Here is an 18315-nt window from a genome sequence, read left to right as displayed (position 1 = left end):
TCATTTTGCCACAAAACTGCCACCATGCTGCTCTAAATTAGTAAGGTTACTTGCCGATAAGTAAAAAGAGAATATTTATTGCAAGGATGCAGATTAGAAATTAGGAGGTAACAGAACTATGATTTCAACAGACTATTCCAGTTATTATAGACAGCTTTATTCAGCAAATTCTATCCAAAAACAAGGTGCAAACTCAGTAAGCTCAGATGATTCAACTTCATCAAAGAGTACCATCGATTCCCTAAGCTCCACTAAGAAAAAGGTTGTTCCCTTTCAAGAAAGTGGAAATATTGATGACCTTGAACTAAGTTCAAGGAAGCTGATGCATACTATGAAAATGCTAAATACCGATACCTCAGAAGAATCTGAAGCTACTAGTGCTATCAACTCAGATATGGAGGCTTTGAAAACTGCAGATATAGATAATATGACTGCAGAGGATTTAAAGACTACCTTTAGCAATCTTCTGGCAGATATGCAATCTATACAAAAAACAGACAAAAATTCAGATAATGCTCCTGAAGTAGACTTAGATATCATTTCAGAATCAGATATGAGGGATATGCTAAAAGTTATTCAACAGAGATCTATTAATGAGCCGGAACATACACAAAAATCCTCTTTTGATGATGAAGTAAGTAAGCTAGTATCAGATATGGAATCTATAAAAGTAGCTGATATAGATAGTATGTCTCTTGATGATATAAAGTCAACATTAGCTAACCTAATAACAGATATGGACTCTATAAAAAGGCCAACTGGAGGATATAATAATACCACTCAGGTAAACCTAGATGCCATATCAGAGTCCGATATGAGGGACATGCTTCAAAAGATTCAAAATAGTGCTAATAATGTATCTGCTCAAAATGAAGTTAGTGAATCAACAGATTCATTAACTAATTTAAATGAAGACATAGAGAATATAAAAGCAGTGGATATCGATACTTTATCACTTAATGAGTTGAAGGAAATATTAATGGATTTGATTACAGACATGAAATCAGTTTATGATCAAACTCAAGTTTCTAGTGATGAATCAGATGAGCCTTATGAAATCGGTATAGATACTATGACTGAAACAGAAATGCGAGATTTTCTTAAAAATATTCAAGAAAATGAGAGTGACAGCCAAATGATGGATGGTCTAAACCTGACTTCAATGCTTACTAGAATATTCTCTGATGGATATGATTCAAGCCAATTAGATTCAAGTAACAATATTTTAAGTGAAGAGGACTTAATCGGAGCTTAAAATATTTTACCTATATTTATTATTAGATCTATCTAAAATAAAAATACCATTAAAGGAGTGTAATGTAATATGAATATTTCTTCAGTTTCAACAACCAACAGCTATTCTCCTGTTAGTAACAAGAGTGAAATAGCACAGCTTGAAAAGCAAAAAGCAACTCTACAAACAGAACTAAGTCAAGTTACTCAAGGTACAGATGATGAGAAAACCAAGCAAGCAAAATCTACACAGATACAATCTCAAATACAACTAATAGATGCGCAAATTGCCCAGATGAGATCAGAAAAAAGTGATCAAAAGCAAAATACTATAGATCAAAAATCAATAAGTTCTGATAGTACTAAAATAAGTGATAAAAATGAATCCAGTAGCGCATCTAATTCTAGTAACTCAGCATCAGTAAATAGTACTAATATAATTGATGTCTTTGCATAAAATCAATTATATTATTCAACGCAATTAAATTTGAAAATACCAAATAGAAGGATACCACAAATAGAACAAGTTCTATTTGGGGTATCCTTCTATTAATTTCTAATAATGCTTAGAATAAATTATTGTTGATTTGTTGCCATCTTAGCAATATTACCACCAAAAGTCTCCATATCTACTGGAAACCATACATCTTTATTCTTTCCATCCACAATATATACTTGTTTTTGGCATTCGAAAGTTGCTTCCTTGGTCTCAATAGAGGGTTGTGCTGCTTTAAATCCTTCTATAAGATTGTTTACATATAATTCTACAATCTTATTGTTCAATTCTGTCTGGTCTGTTAGGCTCATTGCATTGGCTTCATTTGCAGCCTCTTCAGCAGCTTTGGTATCAATTGTTAATAAATCTATATAAGTTGTAGTTAACTTAATAGTTGCATTATCTTTTTCCGCTGATACTATTTCAGTTGTAACCGTTAATTTCTTTAGGGCTTCCATTTCCGCATTGTAAATAGAATCCAATTGTTCATCTGATATTTGCAATCCTCCACTTGTAATTAGGTTTTTAGTTGCATCTTGGCTTGTACTTTTTAATTTATCAAGTATCTGGTTTGACTCATCATTAGTTAAAGCTATCTTTTCTATTTCGGTTGAATCTCCTAATATATAAAGATTATAAAAGGCCTTAGCTGTAACATCTGCCGTTGCTATTTTTCCACCACATCCTGTAAGTAATAGAGCTGATCCTAATATAGCAGTCATTAATACTGCCATAAGTTTTTTTGATTTTTTCATTGTTTTGCCTCCTTAATTATTGTTGATTTGTTACCATCATATTAATATCTGTAGTAAACTTTTCCATATCTTCTGGAGTATATATATCTTTATTCTTTCCATTCACAGAATAAGTCGTTTTTACACATTCAAAATATTCTTCTTTAGTTTCAGTAGATGGTTCTGCTGATTTAAAACCTTCTACAAGTTTATTTGAATATATTTCTACAATTTTATTATCTAATTCTGACTGGCTTGTTAGTTGCATTGCACTAACTTCGTCGCTAGTTTCTGTAGCAGCTTTAATATCTATTGCTGTTATATCGAAATAAGTTGTAGTTAACTTAACAGTCGCTTTCTCGTCATCTTCTGAAACTATTTCAGTTGTAACAGTTAATTTCTTTAAAGCTTCCATTTCCGAATTGTAAATAGCATCCAATTGGTCATCTGATATTGACAATCCCCCTGCTGCAAAATTAGCTTTAATTTCAGATTGAGTTAAAGTTTTTACTTCTTCAAATTTTTCAGCAACCTCTTCCTTAGTTAAAGCTATTTTTTCAATATCAGTTGAATCACCTAATATATAAAGATTATAAAAGGCTTTCACTGTAACATCTGCTGCTGCTGGTTTCCCAGCACATCCTGTAAGAAATAAAGCTGATCCTAATATAGCAGTCATTAATACCGTAATAAGTTTTTTTGATTTTTTCATTATTTTACCCCCTAGAATATTTCATTTTTAAAATAATAACTAATATAATGCTTGTACCGATCTTACTATTTTACCATATTTTATTATCATTATCCTAATAATGATAAATTTCCCCAACTAATTTCTTATTGGGGAATTTAAATTCAAATATTAATAAATTTTTCTATATCCTTTTCTATAACTCTTAAAGAACTTCTCCAGAAATCTTTAGAATTAATATCTATTCCCATTACCTTTGTTATATCTATAAGATTATTCTTACCTGTCATTGAAAGAAGTTTTTCATAATCTTTGGAAAAAGCCTTTCCTGTCTTTAAATACTCTGCATAAAGGCCCTTAGCAAATAATAACCCAAAGGCATAAGGGAAATTATAAAAATTACTTTCTGCATAATAATAATGAGGTTTCCAAGTCCACATATACGGATGTAAATATTCTGGATCTAAGCCATCCCCATAGGCTTCTTTTTGAGATTTTATCATAAGGTCTTTTATCTCTTCAACACTTAAAGCACTTTCATTTCTTTTTTCAAAAAACCATTTTTCAAAAAGAAATCTTGAATAAATATCTACAATAACTTGTGTACAATCTGAAATTTCAGTCTCCAAAATTGCTAGAGATTCTTCCTTTGAAGCATTTTTAAGAGCTGCGTTTTTAATTATAGTTTCACAAAATGTTGATGCAGTTTCTGCTATTGGCATTGGATAATCAGAATTTAAGGTTGTTTCATTATTTAAACAATCTCCATGAAAACCATGGCCTAATTCATGTGCAAGAGTTATAACATCACTAAAGTTATCTCCATAGTTCAATAAAAATCTACTTTGTCCTATAAAATGAAGATTTTCGCAAAAAGCTCCACCTACCTTACCAGCTTTTGGCATAACATCAATCCAAGAATTATCTATTGCCTTTCTAGCAAAATTAGCAAGATTATCGCTAAAGGTTCTAAAATTATCCTCTACAAACTTAGTTCCCTCTTCATAGGTAAACTTCATTTCAGCATCTGAAACCGGTGCATATAAATCATAAAATGGTAAACCATTCTTATGTCCTAACATTTCCCCTTTCTTTCTTAAATATTTTCTAAATACAGGCATGCTTTCCTCCATGGCTGAAATCATTACATTCAAAGTTTTTTCATCCATTCTAGATTCAAAAAGTGTCATTTCAAGAGGAGACTTATAACCTCTAAGTTCACAGGATGTCAAAACTTCCCCTTTTATCCCATTAAGGGCCGCTGCCAATGACTCTTCTACCTTTTTATAGGATTTAATTTCAGCCTCATATGCATTCTTTCTAACTGACCTATCTTTATCATAGGCCATATTAAGTACTTCAGTAAGAAGCAAGCTTTTAATTTCACCGTCTTTCTCAACTTCTACTGTTAAGTTAGAAATTAGTGTATCCTTCATCCTAAGCCAAGCCTTTGAGCCTGTATTTTGCATATTTGATAAAATCAACTCTTCCTTTTCACTTAATAAATATTTACTATTTCTAATAATTTCATTTAATATAAATTCATGTTCTTTAAGTTCTTTTGAGCCATTTATTATAATATCTATATCTTTAATTTTACTAATCCATCGTTCTACTTTAGTTGAGGCTTCTACTAAATAAGTTAAATTTTTATCCAAAACATCTGAAAATTTAAGTGCTACTTCATCTTTTGTATTTACACTTAAAGAAAGCTCAACAAACATTCCAAGTCTGCTTTTCAACTCCTCTATCCTTGAAACACTCTTTATGTACTCTTCAAGCTTTCTAACTATATTTTCATCATCCTTACCAATTTCCTGTGCCCAAAGATTAAAATTATTTATATTTTCTATAAGCTTTTCCATATCTTTTTTAAATTCATCACTCTTAAATGATTTGTATATTTCTTTTAAATCCCAATTTAATTCCATAATTATCCCTCCGTTTATATAATATTATTATATATCATAAAAGCCTCTATTATTCTCTTTCAAGTAAAAACAATTGAAAGTTTTCATATAGACTATATCAGTTTTTACAAAAAATTGAGCTGTCTTAAAATAGAATTAAAATTCTACTTTAAGACAGCCCTTTTCTTTACTAGATTAGCCTACTATAAATGATTCACAGTCAGTACATTGAATTTCATTTGGATCAGATTCATGTGTTCCAACTGAAATTTGTGATAATGTACAATATTCTTTACTGCTGTTAAACTTACATTTTTCTACTGAACATTTAATACATTCGTTATTTTGCATTGCATATCCCTCCTAAACTATTAGTTTCAAGTCTAGTTTTATCAAAAGGCAATGAATTTATTCATCATTAGAATAGTCTACTGTATCCTTGAATAGAATAATTTTTCTATTGTTTTAGCTACAGAATCAGTATCATTACTTCCTATAAGTGAAATTCCAAATTTTATATTTGGCTCATTGAACTTACCCATGGAAGGCATGTAGGTGGATTTTTCTATTTCATTAATAGCTATTGCTCTGAGCTTTTCCTCTGCATTTTCCACAATATATCCATTATCCGCAGTCTTTATCATATCTATATCTCTTTCACTATTACCAAAGGTAACTATTCTATCAACAGTTAATTTCTTTTTAATATCTAATATAGCATTTTTTCTTGAAGCCTCTGAACTATAGATATCTAAGTAATAATACCCTGGATTTTTAGCATCTTTATAGTAATTAATATTAAGATTTGAATCATTATCTAAAAATATTAACTCATCATATAATTTTTTAATAATATCTTCTTTGTCTATAGCTCTAAAATAAACTATTTTTTTATTTTTAGGCAATTCCCCATAAATATAATTCTTAAGTGGCAAAGTTTTAACTAAATGATAATATTCCTCCTCAACTGAATTAGTAAAATCATCATAATATATATGTACGATATCATTAATAATTGAATGAACAAATACATTTAATCCATACTGTTTAAATATATCAAGAACTTTTCGTGCTACTAGAGAATTTATATTTTTACAATTAATATAAATCTTTTTTTTAATATTATATAAAGCTGCCCCATTCATTGTAATAAGAGGCAATTTAATATCTACATCTTTCATTAGAGGTATTAGCGTTGCTGCTGTTCTTGTAGAAGATATGGTAATCTGTGCACCTTTTCTTATCATCTGATTTAATTTAACTTTTGAGTATGGGCTTATTTCTCCCTTAGAATTTAATAATGTATCGTCTAGATCACTAACAAATAATATATTAGGATTTTTTTTCTTAGGAAATTGAAAGCTATTAACTCCTAAGGATACAAAAATACCAATAAGAGTATCAAGAATTCTGTTTATTGTAAAGAAAAAGGGACTAACATCTACTCCATGAATTACAGTTACACTCAAGAATACTACACATGCAATATATGAAATCGCCTGTTTTTCAATTAATATAGTTAGATAGATTAATGGAATAATAGCTATAGAAATCAGAAAATATTCTACTATAGGCATTCCCTCTGGAATAAATGTCCTTTCAATTACTAAAATCAACATTCCAAAGGCTCCTCCAATTATTGTACCAATAGTTCTATTCCCAGCTGCTTTTAAACTATTGGATAAATATTGTTGCATACATAATATTCCTGCAATAGCCGAATAAAACGGCATTCCGTCTTCACGTATAAAATATATCAAAAAACAAATAAAAACTACTATTGCAGATTTTATAATTCTCATTCCTACCTTTGGCATACTATCACTCTCTTTTCATTTATAATAAAATATTTATATTATTCTCGCATACCATTAAAAATGAATATTATTGTAGTTCTAATAATTCATCTAATAATTTTTTAAGTTCAATAGCTTTTTCCATAGGAAAATTTACTTTGCAAAAAATTTCTTCTGGAACTTCTAATATTTTATCTTTTAATCTAAAGCCCTTTTCTGTGACTTCAGCGATTACTACTCTATCATCATTTACATCTCTATATCTTTTGATTAACTCCATAACTTCAAGTTTTTTTAAAAGTGGTGTCAATGTTCCAGAATCTAAATGTAGGTACTTACCTATATCCTTTACTGATGCCTTCTCCCTCTCCCAAAGGACAAGCATTGCTATGTATTGGGTATATGTAAGATTGTACTTATCTAAGATTGGTTTATACAATTTTATTATTTCTCTTGATGCTGCATAAAGAGAAAAACACATTTGATTTTCTAATTTTATCGACTCATATTTACTCATATATTCATCTCCTTCTTATCATAAGTTATAAACATTTATAATTAAACTCTTCTCATATGTATATATTTTTATTTAATTGCATTCAATTCAATTTATTAAAATTATAATAACTCTATTATTTATTTCTGTCAACTCATTAAGATTTTTCTGCTATAATTAAAAGACAAATACAAATGAGGAGGAATACAACTACTATGAATAATATAAAACTTGTTATATTCGATATGGATGGTCTAATGCTAGATTCAGAAATAATTGCATGGAAGGCTTGGGATGCTGTTAAAAAGAATTACAATTGTGATTTTAACTTTGAATTTTATAGAAATTTTATAGGAACTACAGAAGCTTCTATTAGCTCTATTATGCTTGAGACTTATGGTTCTGATTTTCCTATAAAAGACTTTTTAAATGATGCAAAGAAAGAAAAGGCGAGGATAGTCTCAGTAGAAGGTATTGCCGTAAAAAAAGGTCTTGTTGATCTTCTTGATTACTTAACAAAGGCTGGAATAAAAAAGGCTGTTGCTACATCAAGTCACAGAAATGTTATGGAGAATCTTCTTTCTCTATCTAATGTACTACATTATTTTGATTATTCAGTTTGTGGTGATGAAATTGAAAACGGAAAGCCTAGTCCAGATGTTTTCTTAAAGGCTTTAGATAATGCTGGTGCTAAAACTACCGAAGCTTTTGTATTAGAGGATTCTATAAATGGAATTTTGGCAGCTCATAATGCTAATATACCTGTCATTTTTATTCAGGATTTAGTAGAGGCACCTGTTGATACTTTAGGGCTTGTCTATAAGAAAATGAATGATTTAAGTGAAGTTATTTCTGTTTTTGAGAAATAATAAAATAGGCTCAACCAATTTTGGTTGAGCCTATTTTATACTTATATAATTATTTTCATTATAATGATGCAGCTAAAAGACCTGCCCCAATAAGTCCAGTATCCTCACCTATTTCAGCTATCTTTATCTGGATATTTGCACCTTCAAATACCCGTAACTTAACTTCTTCAATTATTTTAGATAAATAACTTCTATTGTTTAAAATTACTGATCCACCTAAAACTATTACCTCTGGATCAACTGTAACTATTATATTTGCAATGGCCTTTGCTACATTAATTGTCCAATTATTTAAGATATATTGACAAAACTTATTTCCTCTTTCAGCTTCTTCAAAAACATATTTTGTACTAACAGCTACTCCCAATTTTTCACTTGCAACTCTAGCAATGGCTATGCCACTACATTGCCCTTCTAATCCACCTTTATTTAAACCTGAATGGCTATAGTCATCTTCATTAATTATCATATTACATACTTCTGCAGCAATACTATTAAATCCACTTATTATTTCATCTTTATAAATGAATCCTCCCCCAACCCCTGTAGATAATGTTATATAATATACACTTTCAGCCCCTGCAGCTGATCCTACTTTAGCTTCACTATAAGCCGCTACATTAGCATCATTATTTACTGCAACTGGAAGTTTAAAATGTTTTTCAAAATACTTTTTTATTTCAAAACCTTCCCATCCCTTTAAATTTGGTGGATTAATTATAATTCCATTTCTTATATCTAAAGGTCCTGGGCATCCTATCCCTATAGCCTTAACCTTAAAATCATTCCACTCATTATCTATCTTTGCTATCAATTTACCCAAATTATATTCAGGACCCATTGCAACTTCATTGTCCATCTTAAACTTAGTAATTAAATTATGCTTTTCATCTAAAATTGCCGCTCTTAAGTTTGTTCCTCCAATATCTATACCAATAACATTTCCCATTTTTATCTTCCTCCTTATAAATAACCTAATACACTCTTCCTTATTATACATCCTTTAATTTAAAAGATACTATCTGTCTATACAATATTATTTTTTTGTATGATATACTCAAATCATCATCTATAGGCGGGAGGAAAACCAAGTTGAAAAGCAAAGAAATTATTGCTACCTTAATTGAAAAAATCACTTCTGGAGAAATTCCAGTAGATTCTTATATGCAATCTGAGTCCCAATTATCAGCTAAATATGAATGTAATAGACATACTATTAGAAAGGTCATAGGATATTTATTAGAAAGAGGTTATTTGATTAAAGATAGTCATGGGTCATCCTATGTTAATGATTTTTCCTCCTTTGATAATGATATATTCTTTTTATCTTCCCTTTCTGACTTCTATACTTCTGAAAGTATTAGCTCAAAGATTATTAAACTAAATCTAATAAAAGCCTCGGACAAACTAACTAAGACTCTTAAAATAGAGAAAGCTGCTAATGTATGGTCTATACTAAGGGTACGTTATATTAAAAACATTCCTTATCATATCGAAGAAATATATATGCCTTATTCTCTATTTCCTAACCTTACAAGAACAGATTGTGAAGCTAGTCTTCTTAGCTTTATAGAATCTCAATATGACTTTAAAATAAGTCATGGAATAAAAAATATAAGTGCTATAAAATTAACTCTTGAGGAAAGTAAATTATTAAACCTGTCAGGTAAACCTTTAGTTTTGCAGTTTGAGAACACTGGATATTTAACAAATGGAAGAATATATGAATATTCCATAAGTAAATCTCATGAAAATAATATACATTACTATTCAAGAAGGTAAAAACCGTTGTCCATGATCCTGTAGGAAATAATTTGAAATAAAAAAATAAAGCATAGGGCAACAAAACCCCATGCTTTAATCTTTATTTCTTCTTATATTAAACATAACTTTTTAACAAAGTTAACTTCCCCTTGATTGTATATTTACCCAAAGTTGCAGGTATCAGTATACTATCACCTTTATATATTTTCTCCTTAAAGTTATTACTTGAGATTATCTCTCCTTCTCCATCAACACAAGTAAATATAAAGAATCTATCCTTATCACTTTCCTCTTCAACGTCCTTAGCAATAACATATTTTTCTATACTAAAATAATCACTTTTGCATAATATACCCTTATCATAGCCATCAAACTTTTCTAATTCTTTCTTACTAGAATTAATAGCTTTTAAATCAAAGTCAATTACCTCTAAAGACTTCTCTACATGAATTTCTCTTGGTCTGCCATAATCATATATTCTATAAGTAATATCACTATTTTGTTGAATTTCAGCTATAATTACCCCTTCACATATTGCATGAACAAGCCCACTATTTATTAGGAAAGAATCTCCTTTTTTAACTTCTATCTTATTTAAATAATCCTCTGTCTTTCCCTCTTCTATTGCCTTTTTAAAAGTTTCTTTATTACAATCCTTTGTGCCTACTATTAAAAAAGATCTAGGTTTTGCATCCACAACATACCAGGCCTCTGTTTTACCAAAGGAATTCTCATATTTTTTCGCATATTCATCATTTGGATGAACTTGAACTGATAATTTATCTTTAGAATTTATAAGCTTAACTAATAATGGAAAATCTTCTCCATTATAACTATTTCCTAAAAGTGCCTTACCCTCTTGCTCTATAAGTTCCTTAAGATTTTTCCCTTTGAATTCTCCATTAGCTACAATACCTGTGCCATTTGGATGACATGCTATATCCCAGCTCTCTCCAATATCTCCATCTGGAAGGTTTTTTCTAAAGCTCTCTAAATCTCTTCCACCCCATATTTTTTCATAATATATGTTTTCAAATTTAATTGGATACATAGTTTTTCATCTTCCTTTCTGTTAGATATTATATATATATATTTATTAGTATATATTATACTAATACTTTGTTGTTTATCTGTATAGACAACTAAATTAAAAATTGGCCCTACAGATAATTCTGTAGGGCCAAAACATGTTAAGTATTCCTATTAAACTTTGCCCTTAAGCATTTCTGCAATAGCAGCAATACTTCCAAGTGAAGATAATGTTTCATTAGGTAATATAAGCTTATTCGCAGGGTTTTTAGCCATTTCTTTCAAGGCTTCAACTTGCTTTAAAGCTATAACTCTTTCATCTGTTCCAGATTCTATAATAGCTCTATTAATTTTTCTAATAGCTTCCGATTCTGCAATTGCAATTGCTTCTATAGCCTTTGCTTTACCTTCAGCTTCAAGTAATTGAGCTTCCTTTAATCCTTCTGATCTTCTTATTTGAGATTCTTTTTGAGCTTCAGCTTCAAGAATTTTTGATTTCTTTTCTCCTTCAGCTTTTTCTATTTGAGATTGTCTTATACCTTCAGCTTGAAGAATCATTGCTCTCTTATCTCTTTCTGCCCTCATTTGCTTTTCCATAGCTTGTTGTATTTCACCTGGTGGTATTATATTTTTAATTTCTACTGAAAGAATTTTAATACCATAGGCATCTGTAACATCATCTAAAATATTTAAAAGATTTTTATTTATTGTATCTCTTCCTGATAATACTTCATCTAAAGTCATGTTACCAATGATATTTCTTACATTAGTAGTTGCTGAATAAACAATACCTGATCTAAAGTCTTCAATATTATATACAGCATCGTTAGCGTTCATAAGTTTAAAGAAAATTACGTTATCTACTGAAATTCTAACATTATCTTTTGTAATAACTGATTGTGGTGGGACGTCCATTATTTGTTGCTTAGTTGAAATCTTTCTTCTTACAAAATCCACAAAAGGAATCATAAGATGCCACCCTGGCTGTAATATTCTATCAAACTTTCCAAGACGCTCTACTACATATAAATTTCCTGTGTTAACAACCTTTACTGAAGCTAATAATATTATTAGTATTAGTATTACTACGACTACTCCAATAATTAACTTAACTAAACTAGTATCCATTTTTTATTCCTCCCTTATTCCTTCAATTAACAATTTATTTCCTTCTATTCCTAGTACCTTAAATTTTTCTCCTTTGTTTATCTTAGCTCCATCATTTTTTCCTGTCCAATAGACTCCTCCAACTTTAAACCTTAATGTCTTATCTATATCCTCTTGTGCTAAAAATATCTTTCCTATATAAGTCTCTTCCATTAGAGGTATGCTAATAGTATTTTTAAATTTCTTCTTGGCTAAAGGATAACCTATAGAGATTGAAATTATGCTAACTACAATGAATATCCCTAACTGTGCCGGAAATTCTAATCCTGCTAGACCTCCAGCTATAGCTGCAAAACCTCCAATAGCGAACCATACAAAAAGAAAAGCACTTGTAAATATATCAATAAGTATAGCTCCTATTGATAAAACTAACCAAAACAAAAGTATTCCCATTCTAAATCCCCTCCCCTCATTTCTCTTTTATGTGTTATATATTGTTATTATACCACTTAAAATAAATTCTTTTCAGTCTTTTATTGACTGTAAATACATTTTACCATTATATTGCATATTAAAAAAGTTTTAAATTACGTCATTAAGAGTTATTATACACCCTTTAACCAGTTTATCATTAACTATCTCTTCTTTTCATTGATTTTCTAATATTTTAATCTTATTATGTTTATATAGCATACTAAAATCAAATACTAAAATTAAAATTATATAAAATGGAGTTGAAATAATTTATGAACTTTATAAAAGTAGCATCTGCTTGTCCTGTAACTAAGGTTTCAGACGTTGAATATAATCTTTCAAATATAATAATCTGTGCAAAAGAAGCTTCATCTAACGGAGCAAAACTTATAGTTTTTCCTGAGCTATGTATAACCTCTTATACATGTAGCGATTTATTTTTACAAGATACACTACTAAAACGTTCAACAGAAGGAATAGAAGAATTACTTCTAAGAACTAAGGACTTAGACACACTTATTGCTGTAGGAGCACCTCTTCTTCATAAAAGCACCTTATATAACTGTGCTTACATATTATTTAAAGGAAAGATTCTTGGAATAGTTCCTAAGTCCTATATACCTAATTATAGTGAATTTTACGAAAAGCGCTGGTTTACAGAAGGGTTAGGAATGACAGATAAATTGGTTAACCTTTCATTTCAAAAAGATATAAATTTTGGAACAAACTTAATCTTCTCCTGTAATGACTTTAATTACGGCTTTGAATTATGCGAAGACCTTTGGGTAACTATACCGCCTAGTTCCTATTTATCTCTAATGGGTGCTAATATAATTGGAAACCTTTCTGCCTCAAATGAGCTCGTAAGTAAGGCAGATTACAGACGTGATTTAATTAAAAATCAGAGTGCTCGTTCAATTTCTGCTTATATATATTCTTCTGCTGGTGTTCATGAATCTACTACTGATTTATTATTTAGCGGACATTTGCTAATTAGTGAGAATGGTGGAATATTAAAAGAAAATGAAAGATTTCAAAGAGATAATGAAATAATCTATTCTTTAATAGATGTATTTAAACTAAATTCCGAAAGAATGAAAAACCTAAGCTTTAGAGATTCTTCTAAAATGGTTAATATGGAACCTAAAATAATTAATTTTGCCTATGATGACACTAAAATTAAAAACTTTGACAGAATAATTGATAAACACCCCTTTGTACCATCAAATCAACATGAAAGAGAGCTACGGTCCAGGGAAATTTTCAGTATTCAAGCTTCTGCATTAGCTAAAAGATTTGAGCATACTGGTATTAAAAAGGCCGTAATTGGAATCTCTGGGGGGCTTGATTCTACTCTTGCACTACTTGTAATTGTTAAAACCTTTAAACTTTTAAATTATCCTAAGGAGAATATAATTGCAATTACTATGCCTGGATTTGGAACTACTGATAGAACTTATAATAACGCCCTAGCACTTTGCAGGGAACTTGGCTGTGATTTAAGAGAAATTAACATTGTTCCTGCTGCCCTTTTGCACTTTGAGGATATTGGACATGATAAGAATATCCATGATGTAACCTATGAAAATGTTCAGGCTCGCGAAAGAACTCAAATTCTTATGGATTTAGCTAATAAAGAGGGTGGACTGCTTATAGGGACAGGTGATTTATCAGAACTTGCCCTTGGATGGTGCACATATAACGGAGACCATATGTCCATGTATTCTGTGAATCCTTCTATTCCAAAAAGCTTAGTTAGATATCTTGTTAGATATGTAGCTGAAAAAGAATCCTCTAAAGAAGTTACTGATACATTGCTTGATATTTTAGATACTCCTGTAAGTCCAGAGCTTCTTCCAAAGGATGCTAAAGGAAATATCACTCAAAAAACTGAGGATATCATAGGGCCATACGAACTTCATGATTTCTTCCTATATCACTTTATTAAACATGGTTCTTCTAAGGAAAGAATTTTATTTTTATCTAAGGAAGCCTTTAAGGATGACTATACTAATGAAGAAATAGAAAAGTGGCTTGATAAATTCATGTGGAGATTTTTCACTCAACAATTTAAGAGAAGTGCGCTTCCTGATGGTCCTAAAGTAGGAAGCATATCCCTATCACCACGTGGAGATTGGAGAATGCCCTCAGATGCCTCTCCATGGAAATAAATGCCTATTTTAGCAGCATTCTTATTAATTACAAAAGCTTAACTAATTAAAATTCTTTGCATTATTCCTCAAATTGATATATACTTATACAGTTAGTGCGAATATATATTAATTGAAAATGTTAATATTAATATTAATATATAAATTTTTTAGCAGATACATAACGAAGGGAACTATACATGGAAAAAATTACATTCAAAGATTTAAATTTAAAACCTGAAATATTAAGAGCAATCGAGGATTTAGGATTCGAGTATCCGTCACAAATCCAAGCTGAGGCTATTCCTTTAGCTATAGAGGGCCATGATTTAATTGCTCAAGCTCAAACCGGAACTGGTAAAACAGCTGCTTTTGGTTGTTCTTTATTAAACAACCTAGTTAAGACTGGTAATGTAGGGGCAATCGTCTTGGCTCCAACTAGAGAACTTGCAATTCAAGTTTATGAAGATTTAAATAAACTTTCTAAATATGAAAAGATTACAGTATTACCATTCTACGGCGGAGACTCTATTCAAAAGCAACTTAGAGAATTAAAAAGAGGTGTTGACGTAGTTGTCGGTACTCCTGGTAGAATATTAGACCTTATAAGAAGAAAGGCTCTCCTATTAGGAAATGCTCAATTCTTAGTATTAGACGAAGCTGATGAAATGTTAAACATGGGATTTATAGAAGACATTGAAGAAGTAATAAAGCAATTACCTAAAGAAAGACAAACAATGCTTTTCTCTGCTACAATGCCACCACAAATTCAAAAATTAGCTAAAAGATACATGAAGCCAGATCCTAAAATAGTTGCAATTAAAAAGGTTTCAATGACTGTTTCAACTATAACTCAAGGTTTCTTTGAAGTTAATCAAAGAAATAAGTTTGAGGCTCTTTGTAGAGTATTAGACTATGATACACCAAATGCTGCAATTATCTTTTGTAGAACTAAAAAGGGTGTTGATGAATTAGTTGAAGGACTTCAAGCTAGAAATTATGTAGCTGAAGGTATGCATGGAGATATGTCTCAACTTCATAGAATGAGAACTCTAAAAAGATTTAAAGAAGGTTCTTTAAGCTTTTTAATTGCAACTGATGTTGCTGCTAGAGGTATTGATGTTGAAGGAATAACTCATGTTATAAACTATGACATTACTCAAGATGTTGAATCTTATGTACATAGAGTTGGTAGAACTGGTAGAGCTAACAGAAAAGGTACTGCTTATTCTTTCATTACTCCAAGAGAGCAATCAATGCTTAGACAAATTAGAAATGTTACAAAAGGTATAATTACTAAAATGCCTATACCAACAGTTGAACAAATTTTGGAATCAAAATTTACTTCAAAAACTGATGAAATTGAAAAAGTTTTAATAGAAGGCGATTTTTCAAAATATACAAAACTTGCTGATGAAATTTGTGTTAACTACGCTCCAGTTGATGTAGTTGCAGCTATGATGAAGATGCAATTTGATAAAGAAATGAGTTTTAATTATACTCATGATCAAATGGAATCTCCAGCTCCTACTAGAGATTTTAGAGATAACAGAGACAGTAGAGATAGAGATAGTAGAAGTAGCAGAGATAGATTCAGTAGAGATTCTAGAGATAGAGATAACAGAGATAGAGATGCTAGGGATAGTCGCGATAGGGATAAGGATAATATAGACGATGTAAGATTATTCTTCTCTATAGGTAAGAGAGATGACTTAACTACTAAAAACTTAGTTGACTACATTACTGAAAAGGCTAATATCGAAGGCCATAAGGTTACAAAGATCGATATACTTGAAAGCTTCTCATTTGTTACAGTTTCTAATGACGTTTCTGATGCAGTATTAGATAATTGTTCTGGAAACAAAATTAATAACAGACGAGTTAATGTAGAAGTAGCTACTAAAAGAAGATAATTTCTATTTTAAAAAAACAACTCTTTTCAGAGTTGTTTTTTTATTATTATAATTGTAATAGTTTACTCCAAGTATTTGGCCCCACTATTCCATCCTGAATTAAGCCTTTACTACCCTGAAAAGCTATTACTGCATTTCTTGTGTTCTGTCCAAAAATACCATCCGGTATTAATGCATATCCATATTCATTAATAAGCATTTGCATTGCTTTTGTTATACCACCTTGAGCTCCAAATCTTAATGTAGGTACATGACTTAAAGCCTCATTTCCAGCAATACCATCTACTGCAACATTTCCAAACCCTTGTAAATTTATTTGATTTTGCAACTCTCTCACTATTGAACTATAGTCTGATTTTGATGGATTTTCTATTCTAGTATCAGACACAAAAATCCCAGAATAAAAATTATTTAAATCACAGTATCCATTTACACCATCTACTCGCCCTGTCTCAGTATATTGATGTCCAACATGACTTGTACCCCAAATATTATTTTTCATTGGAGTCATAACTCCATAATGGGCAACCCACAAGGGGTATTTTGCTAACCTACTGTCAAGGTTAGCATTTATAAAGTATGGAGATGAATATATTACTATTGGCAAATTGCTTAACGCTTCAAATCTTTTTATGAATCTTAATGCATAATTAATCACATCAAATCCACTCACTTCTAAATCAAGTGAAGGTTTTAAGGCACTAACCTTATTTTTTATCTGGTTATAAAAATTTTCTGCCTGCGTTTCTGGAAGGCTTGTCCCTGCTAGAAAATGATAAAATCCTACCATCATATTAGCTCCGATGGCACCATTATAATTCCTATCTAGAAAGGAGTCTTGATAAGTGGTTCCTTCTGTTGCCTTCATATAAACTAATTCAATTCCACTATTTCTTACCCTTGTGAAATCAATTATTCCATTATGATTTGATACATCTATACCTCTCATATTAATCTCCTTATTTTTTATTTTTACTAGCCTAATTTTAGCCTATCTATATATAAATATGCATTTTCTCTTTTTATGAACCTACTCTCCTCTTTTCTATTTCTAATAATTAATTATTACCTTACTTATTAAAGCAATTATGAAATTAAAATATCTGCCAAATTTAATAATTGTATTTATCCCTCAATTCCTGTACTATTAGATTTATAAACAAAAAGGCGGTGTCACTATGTCAGTATATTTAGTAAGTTACTTTTTAAAAGAAGAAGCACATGAACACGATGAAAATTGTGGTTGTGAGGACAATACACACGAACATGACGAAGATTGTGGTTGTGGTGGTCGTGATGATTCTAGACTAATTGGAGAAATTCATTCTCTAGGCGCTTGGGCTCACTTTATGCCTGAGAGTTTTCTTTTACATACTGCACTATCCTCAGCAAAAATTCTTGAAAAGCTTAAAGTTTTTGTGAATGCTGATGATTTTTTATTTGTATCACAGATTAATTCTGAAACTACTGAGTGTTTAACTCCCCAAGTTAAAGAATGGATTTCTACAAAAGAAAAAATTTAATTTAATCGAGTAGGAGCTAAATAATTATTTTATTTAGCGTCCTCTCACACCACCGTGCATACCGTTCGGTACACGGCGGTTCATTAGAAATTAATGTATCTTTTGATATTTGCTTGTTAGGCTAACGAAT

General features: G+C 30.4%; 18 protein-coding genes. 7 read left to right on the top strand and 11 right to left on the bottom strand.

Features of this window, described 5'->3' with window-relative positions; all coding sequences use genetic code 11:
- The first annotated feature begins 118 nt into the window (after positions 1 to 118).
- Together CLVI_RS01800 and CLVI_RS01795 are read left to right on the top strand one after the other, a co-directional pair.
- Positions 119 to 1255: a hypothetical protein gene (locus CLVI_RS01800; RefSeq protein ID WP_106058403.1), complete on the top strand. Its 1137-nt coding sequence runs from the start codon at positions 119 to 121 to the stop codon at positions 1253 to 1255.
- Between the two features lie 69 nt (positions 1256 to 1324).
- Positions 1325 to 1690: a FlxA-like family protein gene (locus tag CLVI_RS01795; RefSeq protein WP_106058402.1), complete on the top strand. Its 366-nt coding sequence runs from the start codon at positions 1325 to 1327 to the stop codon at positions 1688 to 1690.
- A 119-nt stretch (positions 1691 to 1809) separates the two neighbouring features.
- On the opposite strand, the gene CLVI_RS01790 is transcribed toward CLVI_RS01795, so the two are convergent.
- The 6 genes from CLVI_RS01790 to CLVI_RS01765 form a co-directional block, all read right to left on the bottom strand.
- Positions 1810 to 2484 carry a DUF5105 domain-containing protein gene (locus tag CLVI_RS01790; protein WP_106058401.1) on the bottom strand — a complete coding sequence of 225 codons (675 nt, stop codon included), beginning with the start codon at positions 2482 to 2484 and terminating at the stop codon, positions 1810 to 1812.
- Positions 2485 to 2500: 16 nt separating this feature from the next.
- Positions 2501 to 3175, bottom strand: coding sequence for a hypothetical protein (locus CLVI_RS01785; RefSeq protein WP_106058400.1), 675 nt, complete (start codon positions 3173 to 3175; stop codon positions 2501 to 2503).
- A 143-nt stretch (positions 3176 to 3318) separates the two neighbouring features.
- Positions 3319 to 5085 carry a M3 family oligoendopeptidase gene (locus tag CLVI_RS01780; RefSeq protein WP_106058399.1) on the bottom strand — a complete coding sequence of 589 codons (1767 nt, stop codon included), beginning with the start codon at positions 5083 to 5085 and terminating at the stop codon, positions 3319 to 3321.
- A 174-nt stretch (positions 5086 to 5259) separates the two neighbouring features.
- Positions 5260 to 5415, bottom strand: coding sequence for a DUF1540 domain-containing protein (locus CLVI_RS01775; RefSeq protein WP_106058398.1), 156 nt, complete (start codon positions 5413 to 5415; stop codon positions 5260 to 5262).
- 77 nt (positions 5416 to 5492) lie between these two features.
- Entirely contained in the window at positions 5493 to 6881 is a 1389-nt protein-coding gene (locus CLVI_RS01770; RefSeq protein ID WP_242980519.1) for an HAD-IIB family hydrolase, read from the bottom strand.
- A gap of 67 nt (positions 6882 to 6948) precedes the next feature.
- Positions 6949 to 7377, bottom strand: a complete 429-nt coding sequence (locus CLVI_RS01765) for a MarR family winged helix-turn-helix transcriptional regulator (protein WP_106058397.1) — start codon at positions 7375 to 7377, stop codon at positions 6949 to 6951.
- A 194-nt stretch (positions 7378 to 7571) separates the two neighbouring features.
- Between CLVI_RS01765 and CLVI_RS01760 the strand changes: the two genes are divergently transcribed.
- A complete protein-coding gene (locus CLVI_RS01760) occupies positions 7572 to 8225 on the top strand; it encodes an HAD family hydrolase (protein ID WP_170065568.1) in 654 nt (217 codons plus the stop codon).
- Positions 8226 to 8283: 58 nt separating this feature from the next.
- Here CLVI_RS01760 and CLVI_RS01755 read toward each other — a convergent pair whose 3' ends face one another.
- On the bottom strand, positions 8284 to 9174 hold the full coding sequence (locus CLVI_RS01755) for an ROK family protein (RefSeq protein ID WP_106058395.1): 891 nt from the start codon (positions 9172 to 9174) through the stop codon (positions 8284 to 8286).
- A 143-nt stretch (positions 9175 to 9317) separates the two neighbouring features.
- Here CLVI_RS01755 and CLVI_RS01750 point away from each other — a divergent pair, with 143 nt between their 5' ends.
- Complete coding sequence (locus tag CLVI_RS01750) at positions 9318 to 10007, top strand: GntR family transcriptional regulator (protein WP_106058394.1); 690 nt, start codon at positions 9318 to 9320, stop codon at positions 10005 to 10007.
- A gap of 97 nt (positions 10008 to 10104) precedes the next feature.
- On the opposite strand, the gene CLVI_RS01745 is transcribed toward CLVI_RS01750, so the two are convergent.
- From CLVI_RS01745 to CLVI_RS01735, 3 genes are all read right to left on the bottom strand, one after another.
- Positions 10105 to 11040: a type I phosphomannose isomerase catalytic subunit gene (locus CLVI_RS01745; RefSeq protein ID WP_106058393.1), complete on the bottom strand. Its 936-nt coding sequence runs from the start codon at positions 11038 to 11040 to the stop codon at positions 10105 to 10107.
- 152 nt (positions 11041 to 11192) lie between these two features.
- Positions 11193 to 12146 (bottom strand): SPFH domain-containing protein, encoded by a 954-nt coding sequence (locus CLVI_RS01740; RefSeq protein ID WP_106058392.1) that lies wholly within the window; start codon positions 12144 to 12146, stop codon positions 11193 to 11195.
- Positions 12147 to 12149: 3 nt separating this feature from the next.
- Positions 12150 to 12578 carry an NfeD family protein gene (locus CLVI_RS01735; protein WP_106058391.1) on the bottom strand — a complete coding sequence of 143 codons (429 nt, stop codon included), beginning with the start codon at positions 12576 to 12578 and terminating at the stop codon, positions 12150 to 12152.
- Between the two features lie 293 nt (positions 12579 to 12871).
- Between CLVI_RS01735 and CLVI_RS01730 the strand changes: the two genes are divergently transcribed.
- Together CLVI_RS01730 and CLVI_RS01725 are read left to right on the top strand one after the other, a co-directional pair.
- Entirely contained in the window at positions 12872 to 14770 is a 1899-nt protein-coding gene (locus CLVI_RS01730; RefSeq protein ID WP_106058390.1) for an NAD(+) synthase, read from the top strand.
- A gap of 179 nt (positions 14771 to 14949) precedes the next feature.
- Positions 14950 to 16662: a DEAD/DEAH box helicase gene (locus CLVI_RS01725; protein ID WP_242980518.1), complete on the top strand. Its 1713-nt coding sequence runs from the start codon at positions 14950 to 14952 to the stop codon at positions 16660 to 16662.
- A 46-nt stretch (positions 16663 to 16708) separates the two neighbouring features.
- Here the strand turns inward: CLVI_RS01725 and CLVI_RS01720 are convergent, their stop codons facing one another.
- Positions 16709 to 17611: a GH25 family lysozyme gene (locus CLVI_RS01720; RefSeq protein WP_106058389.1), complete on the bottom strand. Its 903-nt coding sequence runs from the start codon at positions 17609 to 17611 to the stop codon at positions 16709 to 16711.
- Between the two features lie 229 nt (positions 17612 to 17840).
- On the opposite strand from CLVI_RS01720, the gene CLVI_RS01715 reads away from it, so the two are divergent.
- Positions 17841 to 18185, top strand: coding sequence for a hypothetical protein (locus tag CLVI_RS01715; RefSeq protein WP_106058388.1), 345 nt, complete (start codon positions 17841 to 17843; stop codon positions 18183 to 18185).
- Positions 18186 to 18315 lie beyond the last annotated feature (130 nt).

It is taken from the genome of Clostridium vincentii (genome assembly GCF_002995745.1).
GTDB lineage: Bacteria > Bacillota > Clostridia > Clostridiales > Clostridiaceae > Clostridium > Clostridium vincentii.
This window is presented reverse-complemented; position numbering and strand designations above follow the sequence as displayed.